We start from the raw sequence: 15,682 nt of genomic DNA on the forward strand, positions 1-15,682 counted from the left end.
CAGCGATTGTTTTCCTACCGCCATCTCACCAAAACCAGTCCCTATCGGACCGCCCGGCGGGGCGTTGTCGGTCACGCTGACTCACATAAAGCTACACACACCCAACCAACAACACAAACCAGCAGGCCAACCCGCCTTTCTACGCCTTATCCTTGGCATGGTTAGGGTTGATCAATCCCACGAGATACCCGGCCTGAATGACAATGCCGACCAACGCGAGGATTCCCGCTGTCACCAGCGCAAAAATGACTGCGCCGTCGAGGAAGCCTTGGGCATCCGATGCCCCATTTGCGATGAAGAACATCATGTAGCCGGGAAGCATGCCTAATTCCGTGCGCCAGATCTTCACCGCGGCACCGATGACGGCACTGGCAAGACCGCCGATACCGATGGTGGCCACTGCGGCCCAGGAGAATTCGGACGGAGAGACCAGGCCCGCCAAACCGATATACGTCGCGGCGGAGACCAGCGCAGCTACCCATGACAACGCCAGCCAGCGCCGGCGCGGCACGCCGAAGCTTGCACCTGTTGCCGTACCGGGGATACCGAGCCCCTGCATACAGTAAGCCGAGTACCAGATCATGATCGGGAGGCCACCGAAGAGCTGCCCGAAGGTGTCGTTGCCGATGAAGTCCGACAGATATAGGAAGATGCAGTGCGCAACGGCCACACCGAGTGCCCACAGCAGCTGCGGCTTGAAGATCAATTCGAATTCGAAGCTGCCACGACCAATGTGCGAATCTGCCTCCCGGTCACTCACCACTGCATCGCCGGCTATGAATTTCCCACCGAAGAGCACGCCTGAGACCAGCGCCACGAGTGCACCCGCGATGCCTACCCAGTCCGGGCGCGCGAGCAATGCGATGGTCGCACCGAACAACACTGCGGGCACGACAGCCACGGCAGCCAGTTTCATGGTGCGCGACTTCGGCATTCCGTAAGCCGTATAGGCGGTGTCCTCCAACGACAGCGCACTAATCATGAACACCGTCAGCATCATCGGGCCAAAGATGACAGCAATAGGCGTGTCACGGGTGGCATAAAGCACCCCGGATGCAAGCATCGCAAGTATCGGGACCATCCAGAGCAGGCGCGTCAGCGGCGCCGCGACAAACTGATGGCGGAAATACCCAAGCAGGCTCGTATTCAACTAGGACACCTCCAGGTAGTGCTCGATCAAATCGTCGAAAGTCGCGGCGCGTGCGTGGCGCGGGGCCTCACTGATCGGCACAAGTTCCGGGCCCGCGACAGCGAATTCATCGGCGTCTTCAGGGACGCATTGCTTGACGACGACCCCCTCACGCCCCAGAATCACCGCGTCATCCAGGACTTTTGCCGCATCATCGATATGGTGCGTGGCCATCACAATCGTGCGCCCGGTATCCGCCTGCGCCAGAAGGTGTCGGTAGAACACATCAGTGTTGTGGGTATCCAGGCCGACATAGGGTTCGTCGAGAAGCAAAAGCTCCGCGCCCGAGGCAAGCCCGATGATGATAGCGACCATGGCGCGCTGGCCGCGCGAAAGCTTGTCGTAACGGGTCGAAAGGGCATCCCCCATGTCGAAATCAGCGATCAGTTCGTCGGCAATCGCTTGATTCCAGGTGCGGTAGCGCAGCTGCGCACCTTTGATCACATCAGTGCCGGACCACGTGCCCGGGTACGCGGTATCCACGCCGGTCAGGCACGTGTTATCCATGACGCGCGCGTTGTCGAAGGGGCGCTGCCCGAAGACTTCCACCGTGCCCGCTTCGGGCTTGAGCTGGCCGCCGATGATCTGCAGAAGGGTGGATTTACCCACGCCGTTGCGGCCGAGCAGACCATGAATACCTGGACCGAAGTCCAGGTCAACACCCTGCAGGACGTCTTTTTTGCCGAAGCTATGGGCCAGGCCCGATACGTGAATTGTCATTTGTACATTCCTCTGCTTTCTGCGACGCGATCGATGAGGTCGTGGAGTTCGGTGCGGGCATAACCAAGGCGCAAGGCTTCGTCGATAAGCGGTGCGGCGTACGCACCCGCGAAATCCTCGCGGCGCTTGCCGATGATCCGTTCGCGCGCGCCCTCCGTAACGAACATGCCGATGCCGCGGCGCTTCTCCAGAACTCCTGCTTCGGCGAGCAATGTGAGCCCCTTACGTGCGGTAGCGGGATTGATGCCGTGAAATGCGGCGAGCTCATTTGTCGATGGGGCGCGATCCCCGGGCTCAAGTTCGCCTTCCATGATCTGGTCTTGAATTAGTCGTGCGATCTGAAGGAAAAGCGGTTCTGTGTCATTACCCACCCTCCGCCTCACTTACGTTAGTTGGTTAGTTGGTTGATTAGTTGCCTAACTAACCGTATAACCAATGGGACTGATCGTCAATTTCGCACGCTGGGCTGGATATAACCTGTCTATGCACTGTCGATATCGCTGGTCAACGCGGAATCTCAGCGAGAGCGATACAAAACAGGCAAACTGGGGAGACAACAAACTTTAGTTAGATGAATAGATACGGATTTAGGAGCCATGCTTGAACGCACACTCGTCTTTGTTGACACGTCTTACCTGCTCGCGAGCTTTTATAACTCGTGGGAAACAGGGGCGCGTTCGCAATTAGAAATCGATTTGCCTGAGGTGGTGAACAACCTCTCGGGCATGATCACTCAGCAACTAAACCAACCGATTCACCGTCAGTTCTGGTACGACGGCATCCCCGATTCTGGCCCGCACCGCTACCAGCGCGCGCTGCGCACGTGCGACGGCGTCCAGCTGCGCACCGGCCAACTCATCGAGTGGGGCGAACGCCGCACACAGAAGGGCGTGGACACCCGTCTCGTCGCCGACATCGTGGTCAACGCGATGCGTGGTCAGTGCACCGACTTCGTCCTGGTCAGCGGCGATGCCGACATGATTCCGGGCGTTGAGGAAGCCACCAACGCCGGCATTCGGGTCCATCTCTACGGGTTCGGTTGGGATTCCATGTCGTCGGCCCTGCGCCACGCGTGCGATTCGACCACGATCCTCGACCCGCGTGAGGATTTCGCCGAAGCCATGCAGTTGCAGGTCCTCGAAGGCCCGCTGCCGCCGACGATCCGGGAGCGCCCGATGGATGACGCTGGCGAAGAAGAAGATGACGAAGGCATGTGCAATGTGCCGCGCCCCGACGGTGAGCAGCCACTGTCCGAGTCGGCCGTCAGCGACGAGGCCGAAGCGCTTATCGACGGCGCCGCTTCCCCGACCGACGCGCTCGACGAACAGTCTGCGGAGGCCGGAAAGCACCAAACCGACGATCTTCCTGAAGAGTCGGCCGGTAGCGCGGAACCCACGGCTGACGCTGATCTCGATGATGAGCCCGACGAATCGGAGACTGCCGAGCCATCAGCGACGAAACGCCCCGGCCCGCCTTCACCTGCACAATTGGCAGCAGCCAGCCCGCGGAATATGCCGAAGCCGTCGATGATGGCACCGCGACGCAAGCTGCGCTCGCGCTATGTGCCGCTACCGGAAGAGGTGTGGACGTCGTCCGGGTTCCAGACCCCATTCGACGTGGGCCAGCAGTACGCTACCTGGTGGTATGACAATGCCGCCTCCTCCGAGCAGCGCGATGAAGCGCACATGCTCTCGGGCGGCGGCCTACCTCCGGAGATCGACCGCCCGCTACTGCAATTCGCCTGCGAGACTCTTCACGAGTACACGCTCAGCGAGCACCAGCGCGTCAACCTCCGCGACGGTTTCCACTCCGGGATCCGCGGAGTGCTGATCAATATCCGCCGGACGACCCAGAGCTAGAACCCAGGAGCGACGAGCCCTAGGACTGCGGGGACTCCCCGTCGAAACGGTCGAGGCTCTCCTCGCTCGGCTCGCCGTCCTCCTTCGCGGACTCCTGGTCGGCGCTTTCATCCGCAGCGGTGGAGTTTGCCGCGCTGCCAGCGGTCAGTTCGCCGGCCTTTTCCTCGTCCATGGATGCGCGGATCTCGGCGAGCTTCGAGCTGGCAGCGACGTCTGTCTGACCGGACTCGATCTCAGCCATCACGCCGTCAACACCCGACTCGGCGAGCTCCTGCTGCCCCAGTGCGGTGGCATAGCGGCGCTCGATCTTGTCGCGCACGCCATCCAGCGTCGGCACCGAATCGTCCTCGCGGAACTGGCCAATGGTGTCCATCGTCTGGGCGGTGTGCTCCTGCATCTTCGCCTGATCAACCTGTGAGCGCAGACGGTTGACTTCGTTCATCTGCTCCTGCAGGCGCGCCTCGGACTGCTTCTGCTGCTGCTCGGCCTGAGCGGCAGCCTGCTCAGCGGCGGAGTACTGGGTGGACAGGTCCTGCAGCTCCTGCTCGACCGTCACCAGCTGCGCGGCCAGCGTCTCGGCGGTGGTGTTGAACTGCGATGCCTTGGTGGTATCGCCTTCAGCCGTCGCTTGGTCCGCCATCTTCAGCGCGGTGCGGGTCTTGTCCTGCAGCTCTTCCTGCTTTTCGCGCTTGCGGCTGATGGCCATTTCGAGCTGCTTCTTCGAACCGATGATCTCCGCCGCCTGACGGGTGATCGCGTTGTGCTGGTCCTTCGCCGCAGCTGCAGCTTGCTCAATCTGGACCTTCGGATCTGCGTTCTCGTCGATCTTCGAGTCGAACGACTGCATGAGGTACTTCCAGCCTTTGCTGAACGGGTTAGCCATGAAAGAGGGTCCTTTACTTCCGTAGATAATTCGTCGAGCTTTCGTTTCCCGAGTCTACGTGCGTTGCCCGGCGACCGCCCTGCCTCATCTTGCCCCCAGGTCCGCTCCGCCCAGGCGGACCCGCAAATGTTAACCCCAGAACTTAGTTTCTCCTGGTGGACAAAAACCGCTCCGAACAAGCGTCCTGGGAGAACTAAGGTTTGGGGTTCACATCTAGAAAAACAGCCGCACTCGGCCCGCCCCGAGCAGACCGATCCCCCGGCACCGCACTGTGAAAGGGGCGCCGGGGGGATCTGCCCAGAAAGCGACGCGTGTTTAGTTCTCGCCCTGCTGGTCGTCCCGCTGCGCGCTCTGCTGCGCGATGTCGCGGTGGACTTCTTCCATATCGATGTTGCGGATCTGCTCGATGAGCTCCTCGAGCTCACCCGGGCGAAGCGCACCGACCTGCTCGCCAAGGTGGATGCCCTCACGGAAGACGATCAGAGTCGGGATGGACTGGATCTGCAGTGCTGCGGACAGGCCCGGGTTGGCTTCGGTGTCAAGCTTGGCGAAGGTGATGTCGGAGTGCTTTTCCGAGGCCTCCTCAAAGATCGGGGAAAAGGCCTTGCACGGCCCGCACCAGTCAGCCCATGCGTCCACGATGACAATGTCGTTGTTCTCGATGGTCTGGGTGAACGTGTCCTCGGTTACATTGACGGTACTCACGGTTCATCTCCTATCAGTGCTTTAGTAATCTCATTAGTAGGCAGTTCCCCGTTCATGCGGGGTCTATGTTGGTCCAACCCTATCAACGTCGGTTTCATTCCCTTGCTGGAATGAGCAGCAGTTTAAGGAGAGCATGTGACGAAGAACTACCGGTTCGAAGGCCCTACGGACGAGACCTCCGTAGCGAAGTTGAAGGACGAGGTGAGTCAGGTGCTGGGGACCCAGGGCGTGAAAGTAGAGGTGGACGAAGGCATCCTGCGCGTCCGCGGCGAGAACTTTACGGATGAGGCGATCTCGCTCGCCGTCGAATACGCGGGCTTTTCGCTTATCGACGAATGACGTGCGTCCTCCTACCATCCCCCCCACAGAAAGGTTATGAATTATGGCAGATCAGATTGAGTCCACCCAGTTCACCGTCGAGGGCATGACCTGCGGCCACTGCGAGGCGAGCGTGGTCGAGGAGGTCAGCGAGATCGACGGTGTCACCAGCGTGACCGCAGACCACAAGACCGGCGCTGTCACCGTGACCGGCGCAGGTTTCACGCGCGAGCAGGTCGCCGCCGCTGTGGAAGAAGCGGGCTACTCGCTGGTCTAAATATTTTGGCCCATTTTCCGGCGGGCCCGAGGTTTCCTGCTATCGAGGGAATCTTCGGGCCCGTTTCGATGTTCGCAGGAGTAGTGGACTTTTCACGTGAACATTTGCAGGAAAGGATGACTGCGCGGTGAGCACCCCGGTACCGGCTCAGAACTCGGCACCAGAAGCACAACTGCTCGAGCACCTCGATTTAGGCGTGACAGGAATGACGTGCACGTCGTGTTCGTCGCGTGTGCAGCGGAAGCTGAACAAGGTCGACGGTGTCGAAGCGAACGTGAATTTCTCCACCGAAACCGCGTCGGTGGACTTCGACCCCGGCAAGACTGACCGGGCCTCGCTGATCCAGGTGGTCCGCGACGCCGGTTACGATGCGTTCGCGATGTCGGCTACCGAGCCCGGCGCGGAAGAGACCTCCGGCAGCTCCGCAAACAGCGCTGATTCTATGAACAGCATCGACTTGGCCCGCGAGAACGAGGCCGCCGAGCTGAAGCGGACAGTGATCTGGTCGGCGCTGCTGGCCGTCCCGATCATGCTGGTCTCCATGATCCCGGCCCTCCAGTTCACCTATTGGCAGTGGGCGGTCTTCACCCTGACCACGCTGGTGTTTGTCGTGGCGGGCGCCCCCTTCCACCGCGCGACCTGGACGAACCTGCGCCACGGCGCAGTCACGATGGACACCTTGATCAGTCTGGGCACCACCGCCGCCTACCTCTGGTCGGTGTGGGCCCTCTTCCTCGGCAACGCTGGCGAGCCGGGCATGACAATGGAGATGCACATCTTCTCCCGGGCAGGCTCCGGGTCGCACGGGATGGACGAGATCTACCTCGAGACTGTCGCCGTGGTGATCACATTCCTACTGTTGGGTAGGTGGTTCGAGGTCAAGGCAAAGGGCAGGTCCTCGGAAGCCCTGCGCGACCTGGCAACGATGGGCGCGAAAGACGCAGCTGTCATCCGCGACGGACAGGAAATCCGTGTTCCGGTTTCGCAGCTGGCCGAAGGCGACCAGTTCGTGGTGCGCCCGGGCGAGAAGATCGCCACGGACGGCACAGTGATCGCGGGTCACTCGGCGGTAGACAATTCGATGCTCACCGGCGAATCCGTCCCGGTGGAGGTCACCGAGGGCGACACCGTCACCGGCGCGACGGTGAACCAGACCGGCCGGCTCGTCGTCGAGGCGACCCGCGTCGGCGCGGAGACCACCCTGTCCCGCATGAGCGAGCTGGTGCGGCAGGCGCAGGCGGGACAGGCGCCCGTCGAGAAGCTTGTGGACCGTATTTCGCGCGTCTTCGTCCCTGCCATCATCGTTATCGCGCTGGTCACACTGGCGGTGCACCTGCTGCTGGGGCACCCGTCCCCGCAGGCGTTCTCCGCGGCGGTGGCGGTGCTGATCATTGCGTGCCCGTGCGCGCTTGGGCTGGCCACACCGACGGCGATTCTCGTCGGCACCGGCCGCGGCGCGCAGATGGGCCTGTTGATCAAGGGCCCGGAGATCCTCGAGTCGACCCGCCGCGTGGACACGATCGTGCTAGACAAGACCGGCACAGTCACTACCGGCGAGATGACGGTGTCCGACGTTGAGCCGGCGGAGGGATTCACCGCCGACCACGTCCTCGCGCTCGCCGCGGCAGTCGAGTCCAGCTCCGAGCATCCCATCGCTCGCGCCATCGTTTCCGCGGCGGGTGACCTGCACATCCCAGAGGCCGAAGACTTTTCAAGCACGCCAGGTCAAGGCGTAAGCGCGCTTGTCGACGGCTCCCCTGTCACCGTCTCCCGCGGCACCGGTGAGAGTGCCCGGGCACTGGAGAATGACGGTGCCACCGCGGTGTCCGTGACAGTCGACGGCGCCGATGCCGGCGTGATCGCGGTGCGCGACACGGTTAAGGAATCCTCCGCTCAGGCGATCGCGGAGCTGCGAGAACTTGGGCTCACCCCGCACTTGCTCACCGGCGATAATCCTGGTGCCGCCCGAGCAGCGGCCGAGGCTGTCGGAATCGACGCTGACAATGTGACGGCATCGGTGATGCCGGAGGAGAAGGTGGATGTCGTCGATAAGCTGCGCGCTGAAGGCAAGGTCGTAGCGATGGTCGGCGACGGCGTGAACGACGCTGCCGCCCTGGCCACCGCGGACTTGGGCCTGGCCATGGGATCGGGCACGGACGTCGCGATCGAGGCCGCTGACATCACCCTGATGGGCGACGACCTGCGGTCCGCCGCGGACGCGATCCGGCTCTCGCGCGCGACGCTGCGCACGATCAAGGGCAATTTGTTCTGGGCTTTCGCGTACAACGTGATCCTCGTGCCCATCGCCGCGTTCGGAGTGCTCAACCCCATGCTGGCGGGCATTGCGATGGCGTTCTCCTCGGTGTTCGTGGTGACGAACTCGCTGCGGCTGAACCGCTTCCGAGCCGGCAGTTCTGAATAGATATCCCTTATTCTCTTCTATCTGCCGATTAGTGCTGGCTATTATTTGCGTGCATGAGCATTACCGCCAGCACAAATGATCTTTCCCGGAATGAGCGGCTCGACCGCCTTCCCGTGACTGCCAAGCACAAACGTCTCCTTGTCGGATCAGGCATCGGGTGGGCACTCGACGCGATGGACGTCGGGCTGGTGTCATTCATCATCGCTGCCCTGGCCGTGCACTGGGACCTGGATAAGTCCACCACTTCGTGGATCGCGTCGATCGGCTTCATCGGGATGGCCATCGGCGCTTCTTTAGGCGGGCTCCTCGCTGACAAGATCGGTCGCCGCCAAGTCTTCGCCGCGACACTGTTGCTCTACGGCCTGGCCACGGGCGCGTCAGCCCTGGCATGGTCCGTGAGCGCTCTCATGGTCTTCCGCTTTCTTGTCGGCCTCGGACTCGGGGCGGAACTCCCCGTCGCTTCTACTCTGGTCAGCGAGTTTTCTCCGCGCAAGGTTCGCGGCCGCATGGTCGTCCTGCTGGAGGCATTCTGGGCGGTCGGGTGGATCATGGCCGCCGTGATCGGCACCTTTGTCGTCTCCCAAGGCGATATCGGGTGGCGCTGGGGTTTCGCGCTCGGCGCAGTCCCCGCTCTTTATGCCATCTACGTGCGCCTCGGCCTGCCCGAATCGGTGCGGTACCTCGAATCAGTCGGCCGGCACGACGAGGCTGAAACGATCGTGCAGTCTTTTGAGGCCGAGGCCGATCCGGCGAAGATCGACCACTCCCCTGCCCCCGCAGTCACCGACGACGAGGTGCGCGGTGGGATCTGGGGCCCGGCTCTGCGCCGCCGGACCGCCGCATTTTGGGCCGTCTGGTTCGGTGTCTCTTTGTCGTACTACGGAGCGTTCATTTGGATTCCGTCCCTGCTGGTCGATCAAGGGTTCACGCTGGTGCGATCTTTCACATTCACGTTGATCATCACCGTCGCGCAGTTGCCGGGCTACGCCGCGGCCGCCTGGCTGATCGAGGTATGGGGCCGCCGCGTCACTCTGTCTGCTTTTCTCGCTGGATCCGCACTCGCCGCAGTGCTCTACGGCTTCGCCGCCGCGCCGTGGCAGATCATCGCGGCAGGCTGCCTGCTGTCATTTTTCAACCTCGGCGCCTGGGGTGCGCTGTATGCCATTGGCCCGGAGCTCTACCCCACCTCCGTCCGCGCGACCGGCACAGGCGCCGGCGCTGCTTTCGGGCGCATCGGCTCCATCATCGCGCCGCTCATCGTCCCGCCCGTTCTCGCGTTCAGCGGCCCGTCTGCCGTGTTCGGTATCTTCGCCGGCGCTTTTGCCCTTGCCTGCGTCGCCGCGTTCACGTTGCCGGAGCAGCGCGGGAAAGCATTGGGATAAAGCCCTGGCTCTCCATGGGCCCTAACCCCGGGCCATGTTGACGAAGCGCGAGTAATGCAGCTGGTGCGCAACCGCGATCGTGTCGATCGGACCACCACGGTGCTTGGCGATGATGATGTCCGCCTCACCTGCGCGCTCGTTATCGCGGTCTTGCGAATCCGGACGGTACAGCAGCATGACGATGTCGGCGTCCTGCTCCAACGAACCCGACTCACGCAGGTCCGCCAACTGCGGGCGCTTGTCGGTGCGGGCCTCCGGTCCACGGTTCAGCTGTGAGATCGCGATGACCGGGACCTCGAGCTCCTTCGCCAGCAGCTTGAGCTGACGCGAGAATTCCGAGACCTCCTGCTGACGGGATTCGACCTTGCGGCCGGAGCTCATCAGCTGCATGTAGTCGAGCACCACGAGGTCCAGCCCGTGCTGCTGCTTCAGACGACGCGCCTTCGAGCGGATCTCCATCATGGTCAGATTCGGCGAGTCGTCGACGAAGATCGGCGCGGCCTGAATCTCGCGGAGACGCTGAGTGAGCTTCTCCCAGTCGGATTCCTCCATCTGGCCCGAGCGCATCGCCGCCAGCTTGATCTCCGTCTCAGCCGAAAGCAGACGCATGACGATCTCGGATGCGCTCATCTCCAACGAGAAGATCACCGATGTCAGGCCGTTGTGGATCGAGCACGACCGCACGAAATCCATGGCCAGCGTCGACTTACCCACGCCCGGACGCGCTGCGACGATGATCATCTGCCCTGGGTGCAACCCATTAGTCAGGCGGTCCAGATCGATAAAGCCCGTGGGCACGCCGGCGGCGAGACCGCCGTCCTTCTCGTAGGCCGCCAACTCATCCACTGTCGGCTTGAGCAGGTCAGCCAGCGCGCGGTAGTCCTCCCCCGTCTTCTGCTGAGCAACGGCGAAGACCTCCTGCTGGGCACGGTCCACGAGATTTTCAATCTCCATGCCCTCCGCACCGTCATAACCGAGTTGAGCCACACGCGTACCGGCATCGACCAACTGGCGCAGGGTGGACTTCTCCCCCACGATGTCCGCGTAGTACCGCGCGTTGGCCGACGTGGGAACTTCGGAGATCAGCGTGTGCAGGTACGGGGCGCCACCGGCACGCTCCAGCTGATTCAGGCGGTCGAGCCGGCCGCTGACGATCAGCACGTCCACCTCGGAGCCCTGCGAGTACAAATCCAGGATGGCCTGGTAAATCAGCTGGTGCGCAGGGAAGTAGAAATCCTCCACCCGGAGGAGCTCAATGACGTCGATCACCGTGTTGGGGCTGAGCAGCATGGCGCCGAGCACGCCCTGCTCCGCCTTTCGGTCATGCGGGGGCTGGCGGTACTCGGTCAAATCATCGCGGTCCTGGGTGAAGCCTTTTCCACGGCCATAACGCGAAGATCCACTCGAGCGCCCAGAATCACCCCGGTAATCCTCGGGCGGACCATCAGTCGGCTCCGGCGGCAGAGGAACCGCCTCATCGGCGAAGCTGTCCCCACCGGCCTGGTTGTCCTGTGCCGAATTTCCGCCGGCCGTTCCCGCTGTCCCCGATGCCATTATATCCCGCTCCTTCACGTTGTCAGCTCGTGTGAAATGTTACCCGCCGGGATGAACCAGACCGTCCTCGCGCGACCCTTTGACCCCCAATCGAAACCGAGTTATCCACAGCCCCCTGTGAATAATCAACGCAAATCGCACGATCCATTCCACACCCCACCACCAATGCCTGTGGATAACTTGTGGATAACTCCCCGCCCTATCCCCACCGGTCACCAAACACCCATTACAAGCCATTATTATTCACCTGCGATAAGTATCGTAAGCGGTGAATAACTTCACAACCAGCAGGTTTGACAAGCGCAAAATAACCCCTAATAAGTGCCCGAACCATTGCATATCAGGCACCCGAGCGGCCATTGAACTGGAGTTTTCCACCGGTTATCCACAAGCACCTGTGCGCAACCGCAGGTCAGCGCGCAGACGACGGCGCCAACCCGAAAACCACACAAAAAGAGCGTGGGCCCCACTCCTCACAAGTGGGACCCACGCTCAAAGCTGTTGTCATTGGATCGCGTCAGACGCGATCGCCGTTAAGCGCGAAAACTAGGCGCTCACGACCTCGAAGTTCACCTTGCCCTCCACGTCATCGTGGAGTCGGACCTTGACCTGGTAGCCGCCGGTGCTGGTCACGAGACCCTTCGGCATGTTGATGCGGCGCTTGTCCAAGTTCGGACCGCCTGCTGCTGCAACGGCATCAGCGATGTCGGCCGGCTTGACCGAACCGAAGATCTTGCCGTTCTCAGCGGTGCGCACCTTGACGGTCACGCCCTGCAGCTGGTCGAGCTGGTCACGCAGTTCCTTCGCGTGATCCAGGTCGCGCACCTCGCGTTCCTGCTGGGTGCGCTTGATGTCCTCAATCTGCTTCTCTGCGCCACGGGTGGCCACGATAGCCAGGCCGCGCGGAAGCAGAAGGTTACGTCCGTAGCCGTCCTTGACCTCGACAATGTCGCCGGGTTCACCAAGGTTCTCAACGGCAGCGGTGAGGATCAGTTTCATAATCCTGACCTTTCCTTCTGAAAGTTGATGGTGTGTTTGTCGATGTGTTTTAGAACGGGGGCTCGTCGTCCATACCGCCGAAACCGCCGGCAGGAGGTGCAGAGTTCCACGGGTCGTTTGCGGGCTGGCTGTTCTGCTGGCCGCCCTGGTTGGACGGGCCAGACTGGCCACCACCCTGGTTGCCGCCGCCACCGAATCCACCGGTGGACTTGCCGCCCTGGTTTCCGCCGAAGCCGCCACCAGATCGACCGGAGTTCCCGTCACGGGAGTTCCGGGTCACGTTGGCGCTGGCGTATTTCAGGGAGGGACCGACCTCGTCGGCCTCAACCTCGAATACCGTGCGGTTTTCACCTTCACGGTTCTGGTAGGAGCGCTGCTTCAGGCGGCCATTGACAATGACGCGCATGCCCTTCGACAGCGACTCCGCAACGTTTTCCGCGGCCTCACGCCACACGTTGCAGGTCAGGAACAAAGCTTCGCCGTCTTCCCACTGGCCGGAATCACGGTTGTACACGCGCGGGGTGGATGCGATGCGGAAATTCGCCACCGCAAGCCCCGTCGGGGTGAATCGCAGTTCCGGGTCGGCAACGAGGTTGCCTACGACAGTGATTGGGGTATCGCCTTGTGCCATCTTTTCGTCCTTACCTTTTCGACCTTTTGAACAGTGTGCTGTATCGACGTTTATTTGCCGTGTGCAAGCTAGTCTATAGCCCGCACCGAACACAGCCCGTGCGCTGGGGTTTTCACCTTCACACGCCGTTCTAAAAGTTCAGCGCTTACTTGTTGTCGGTGCGCAGAACCTTGGTGCGGATGACAGTGTCGTTCAGGTTCAGACGACGGTCGAGCTCCTGGACGGTCTCGGACTCGCAGTCCAGGGTGACTACTGCGTAGACGCCCTCTTCCTTCTTGTCGATGGGGTATGCAAGACGGCGCTTGCCCCACACATCGACGTTCTCCACCGTGCCGTTATCCTTGCGGACAATCTCGAGGAATTTGTCCAGGGACGGGGCAACAGTGCGTTCATCCTGACTCGGGTCGAGAATGATCATTACTTCGTAGTGACGCACGGACCTCATCACCTCCTATGGTCGTTTCAATGGTTTCGGCCACCGCCCCTTATGGCGATGGCAGGAGGGTCGTTGCGTCAAGCAACCCGTCCAGCGTACCCCAGTGATCAACCGTGGAGAAAATCACGGTTTTTCTGGTCGACTAGTTGTCCCGACCGACTTCGCGGACCAATCCGTCCGGGTCAATATCGATGTCGATCTCGCCGACCTCGATCTCCCAGTACCCGTCGTCGTCCCATTCGGTCTCAACGCCGGCGCCGCCTTGCTTCGCCTCGGCGAGCACGCGCTCCACGTCAGCTTCGGTCACACCGTCCTCGGCCATCTCAGCCTCCGCTTCGCTGGTGTAGCCCGTCACCGCGTCCGGTAGCTCACCCTGCGCAGATCCTGCTGCGGGAGCCTGATCATCATTGTCGTCGGAGGTCATGGCCTCTTCAGTCGCGCCCTCTTCGGCAACGGCGGTTTGACTCGGTGCCTGGTCGGTTTTAGCGCCAGCATCTTCATCAGAAGTGCTGCTGCAGGCGACCAAGGAGAGGGAGAGAGCAGGTACGGCGATCAACGTCGTTAGTTTCTTAATGCTCATGATTGCCACCGTACGGATTCGCAGAAATCAGTCCACGATCTCGGCGTATCCACTGGGCACCGGTTGAATATAGTCCGCGACTTAGTGTCCCGCGTTCGGGGCGGCGACAAACACGGCGAGAAAGACGGGGACGAAGGTCATGAAGATGAATGCGGTTAAGCCGAGGCCGACGGAAAGCGCAGCCGGCTTCTTTTTCACGACTGTCCAGTAGCAGGCAGTGAAGAGACCGAATGCAATGAAGATGGAGCAGATTCCGAGGATTGTGGTCGCGGTGAGACCCATGTGCGTTTCGCCTCCTCCCAATCATCCGGGGTGGTCATCAGCGGATCGCAGCCGTAGTGCGCGTCGCGGACCTTGTCGCGGCGGCGGCCGTACATCTGCTGGACGACGAGCACCATGATGGCGATGATGAACGCATCGCGTGCAATCACCACGATATTGAGGACGCTGCCGGGCAGACCGAGATTGTCGGTGCCCATCATGTGCCACATCAGGATCGGCCAGACCATCATGTCCACGGTCATCCAGGACAGCAGCAGGCGCCAGTGGGGGAGAGCGAGCACTGCGGGCACGACGAACCACAGGGAGTACTGGGGGCTCCACACCTTGTTGAAGAGCAGGAAGAAGCCGACGATGAGGACCACCAGTTCAGCGATGCGCGGTTCCTGCGGGGCTTTCAACCCAGCAATCAGCACGAACAGGCAGCCGAGGAGGAAGAGCACGAGGGTCACCGCGTTCAGGATGACGGGCGCGCCCTCTCCGGAGTCGAAACCGCCCCAGCCAGTCATGCGGGAGATCACGGCGTAGATCGTGGTCCATTCCCAGCCGCGGTCAGTATTGAGCCGCTGGAATTCGTGCCAGGAATCGTAATTATGCAGCATGAGCGGCACATTCACCGCCAGCCACGTGGCCACGGCGCCGACCGTGAGCTTCACCCACGGCATGAGGTCACGGCGGCGCAGGAACACGACGAGGTATGCGCCGAGCAGGAAAATCGGCCACATTTTGAACGCAGCGCCCGCACCAATGAGCACGCCAGCCAGCCAGAAGCGCTTATTGCGCGCGGCGAGCATCGCGCCGACCGCGAAGGCGATCGAAGGAATGTCCCAGTTGGTGAATGCATGCATGATGAGCAGGGGAGAGGCCACCACGAGGATCGTGTCCCAGATGCGGTTGCCGGCCAGCTCCGCGACCATGCGCGCAGTGCCCACCCAGATCACGGCCATCACGAAAGCTGTCAGGTAGAAGTACCAGCCAGCGTCGGGCAAGAGCTTATCGACGACCGGGTACGTCGTCCTGGCGATCCACCCCATCAGACCCTGGAACAGGCCGCCCAGAACCGGGTACTCCATATACCGGGTCAGGTCGCCTTCCACCCATGAGTAGTCGTAGACGAAGCCGGGCTGGTCGAGCCCGCGCCCGCCGTATAGCGGAACGATGTCGTTGTAGCAGAACGAGGTGTAGTGGCGGTTGCCGTCCCAGTTGAGCTGCATGGAGCCGTCGACAAGCTTGCCCCGCGCGCAATTGGATTTGAACAGGGCCCCGAGCGCGAGGGGGGGGGAGGCGGCGGCGGAGGTCCTCTCGGTGGGGGCGGGGGAGGGCGGCGGGCTCGTGGACGAAAGTCGCGCCGGCGTTCCAGGCGCGGAACCCGAATTCCCAGTCCTCGCCGCCGTAGCCGACGAAGGATCCGTCGAAACCGCCGATGCGCTCGAAAAACTCCCTCGAGC

The 15,682-nt window shown here is 61.9% G+C and carries 15 protein-coding genes and 2 pseudogenes; 5 read left to right on the forward strand and 12 right to left on the reverse strand.

Features of this window, described 5'->3' with window-relative positions; genetic code table 11:
- Positions 1 to 139: 139 nt before the first annotated feature.
- The 3 genes from J5Y21_RS11425 to J5Y21_RS11435 are packed head-to-tail and all read right to left on the reverse strand — an operon-like array spanning position 140 to position 2,280.
- Complete coding sequence (locus tag J5Y21_RS11425; RefSeq protein WP_210576032.1) at positions 140 to 1,150, reverse strand: hypothetical protein; 1,011 nt, start codon at positions 1,148 to 1,150, stop codon at positions 140 to 142.
- The gene (locus J5Y21_RS11430) at positions 1,151 to 1,909 is read right to left on the reverse strand and encodes an ABC transporter ATP-binding protein (protein ID WP_210576033.1); all 759 of its coding nucleotides are present in this window, start codon (positions 1,907 to 1,909) and stop codon (positions 1,151 to 1,153) included. It abuts the gene before it with no gap.
- Positions 1,906 to 2,280: a GntR family transcriptional regulator gene (locus tag J5Y21_RS11435; protein ID WP_210576035.1), complete on the reverse strand. Its 375-nt coding sequence runs from the start codon at positions 2,278 to 2,280 to the stop codon at positions 1,906 to 1,908. The genes J5Y21_RS11430 and J5Y21_RS11435 overlap by 4 nt, the downstream gene beginning before the upstream one ends.
- A gap of 225 nt (positions 2,281 to 2,505) precedes the next feature.
- Here J5Y21_RS11435 and J5Y21_RS11440 point away from each other — a divergent pair, with 225 nt between their 5' ends.
- Complete coding sequence (locus J5Y21_RS11440; RefSeq protein WP_210576043.1) at positions 2,506 to 3,768, forward strand: NYN domain-containing protein; 1,263 nt, start codon at positions 2,506 to 2,508, stop codon at positions 3,766 to 3,768.
- A 19-nt stretch (positions 3,769 to 3,787) separates the two neighbouring features.
- Here J5Y21_RS11440 and J5Y21_RS11445 read toward each other — a convergent pair whose 3' ends face one another.
- Together J5Y21_RS11445 and trxA are read right to left on the reverse strand one after the other, a co-directional pair.
- Positions 3,788 to 4,651 (reverse strand): PspA/IM30 family protein, encoded by an 864-nt coding sequence (locus J5Y21_RS11445; RefSeq protein WP_210576045.1) that lies wholly within the window; start codon positions 4,649 to 4,651, stop codon positions 3,788 to 3,790.
- Positions 4,652 to 4,966: 315 nt separating this feature from the next.
- On the reverse strand, positions 4,967 to 5,356 hold the full coding sequence (gene trxA / locus J5Y21_RS11450; protein WP_210576047.1) for a thioredoxin: 390 nt from the start codon (positions 5,354 to 5,356) through the stop codon (positions 4,967 to 4,969).
- A 135-nt stretch (positions 5,357 to 5,491) separates the two neighbouring features.
- Here trxA and J5Y21_RS11455 point away from each other — a divergent pair, with 135 nt between their 5' ends.
- The 4 genes from J5Y21_RS11455 to J5Y21_RS11470 all read left to right on the forward strand — a co-directional run bounded on the left by J5Y21_RS11455 (position 5,492) and on the right by J5Y21_RS11470 (position 9,755).
- Complete coding sequence (locus J5Y21_RS11455) at positions 5,492 to 5,695, forward strand: transporter (RefSeq protein WP_210576049.1); 204 nt, start codon at positions 5,492 to 5,494, stop codon at positions 5,693 to 5,695.
- Positions 5,696 to 5,738: 43 nt separating this feature from the next.
- The gene (locus J5Y21_RS11460; RefSeq protein ID WP_210576051.1) at positions 5,739 to 5,951 is read left to right on the forward strand and encodes a heavy-metal-associated domain-containing protein; all 213 of its coding nucleotides are present in this window, start codon (positions 5,739 to 5,741) and stop codon (positions 5,949 to 5,951) included.
- Between the two features lie 205 nt (positions 5,952 to 6,156).
- Positions 6,157 to 8,373, forward strand: a complete 2,217-nt coding sequence (locus J5Y21_RS11465) for a heavy metal translocating P-type ATPase (protein ID WP_210576072.1) — start codon at positions 6,157 to 6,159, stop codon at positions 8,371 to 8,373.
- Between the two features lie 53 nt (positions 8,374 to 8,426).
- Complete coding sequence (locus tag J5Y21_RS11470) at positions 8,427 to 9,755, forward strand: MFS transporter (RefSeq protein WP_210576053.1); 1,329 nt, start codon at positions 8,427 to 8,429, stop codon at positions 9,753 to 9,755.
- A 21-nt stretch (positions 9,756 to 9,776) separates the two neighbouring features.
- Here J5Y21_RS11470 and dnaB read toward each other — a convergent pair whose 3' ends face one another.
- The 7 genes and pseudogenes from dnaB to J5Y21_RS11510 all read right to left on the reverse strand — a co-directional run.
- The gene (dnaB, locus tag J5Y21_RS11475; protein WP_246875204.1) at positions 9,777 to 11,309 is read right to left on the reverse strand and encodes a replicative DNA helicase; all 1,533 of its coding nucleotides are present in this window, start codon (positions 11,307 to 11,309) and stop codon (positions 9,777 to 9,779) included.
- 546 nt (positions 11,310 to 11,855) lie between these two features.
- A complete protein-coding gene (gene rplI / locus J5Y21_RS11480; RefSeq protein ID WP_210576055.1) occupies positions 11,856 to 12,308 on the reverse strand; it encodes a 50S ribosomal protein L9 in 453 nt (150 codons plus the stop codon).
- 49 nt (positions 12,309 to 12,357) lie between these two features.
- Positions 12,358 to 12,939: a single-stranded DNA-binding protein gene (locus tag J5Y21_RS11485; RefSeq protein WP_210576057.1), complete on the reverse strand. Its 582-nt coding sequence runs from the start codon at positions 12,937 to 12,939 to the stop codon at positions 12,358 to 12,360.
- Between the two features lie 145 nt (positions 12,940 to 13,084).
- Positions 13,085 to 13,375, reverse strand: coding sequence for a 30S ribosomal protein S6 (gene rpsF / locus J5Y21_RS11490; RefSeq protein ID WP_210576076.1), 291 nt, complete (start codon positions 13,373 to 13,375; stop codon positions 13,085 to 13,087).
- Positions 13,376 to 13,517: 142 nt separating this feature from the next.
- Entirely contained in the window at positions 13,518 to 13,955 is a 438-nt protein-coding gene (locus tag J5Y21_RS11495) for a hypothetical protein (protein WP_210576059.1), read from the reverse strand.
- Positions 13,956 to 14,149: 194 nt separating this feature from the next.
- Positions 14,150 to 15,508: pseudogene (locus tag J5Y21_RS11505) on the reverse strand (glycosyltransferase 87 family protein); the annotation flags it as partial.
- A gap of 43 nt (positions 15,509 to 15,551) precedes the next feature.
- Positions 15,552 to 15,682: pseudogene (locus J5Y21_RS11510) on the reverse strand (galactosyltransferase-related protein); the annotation flags it as partial.

Origin of the sequence: Corynebacterium sp. Marseille-P3884 (genome assembly GCF_017942225.1) — a bacterium.
Taxonomy (GTDB): Bacteria; Actinomycetota; Actinomycetes; order Mycobacteriales; family Mycobacteriaceae; genus Corynebacterium.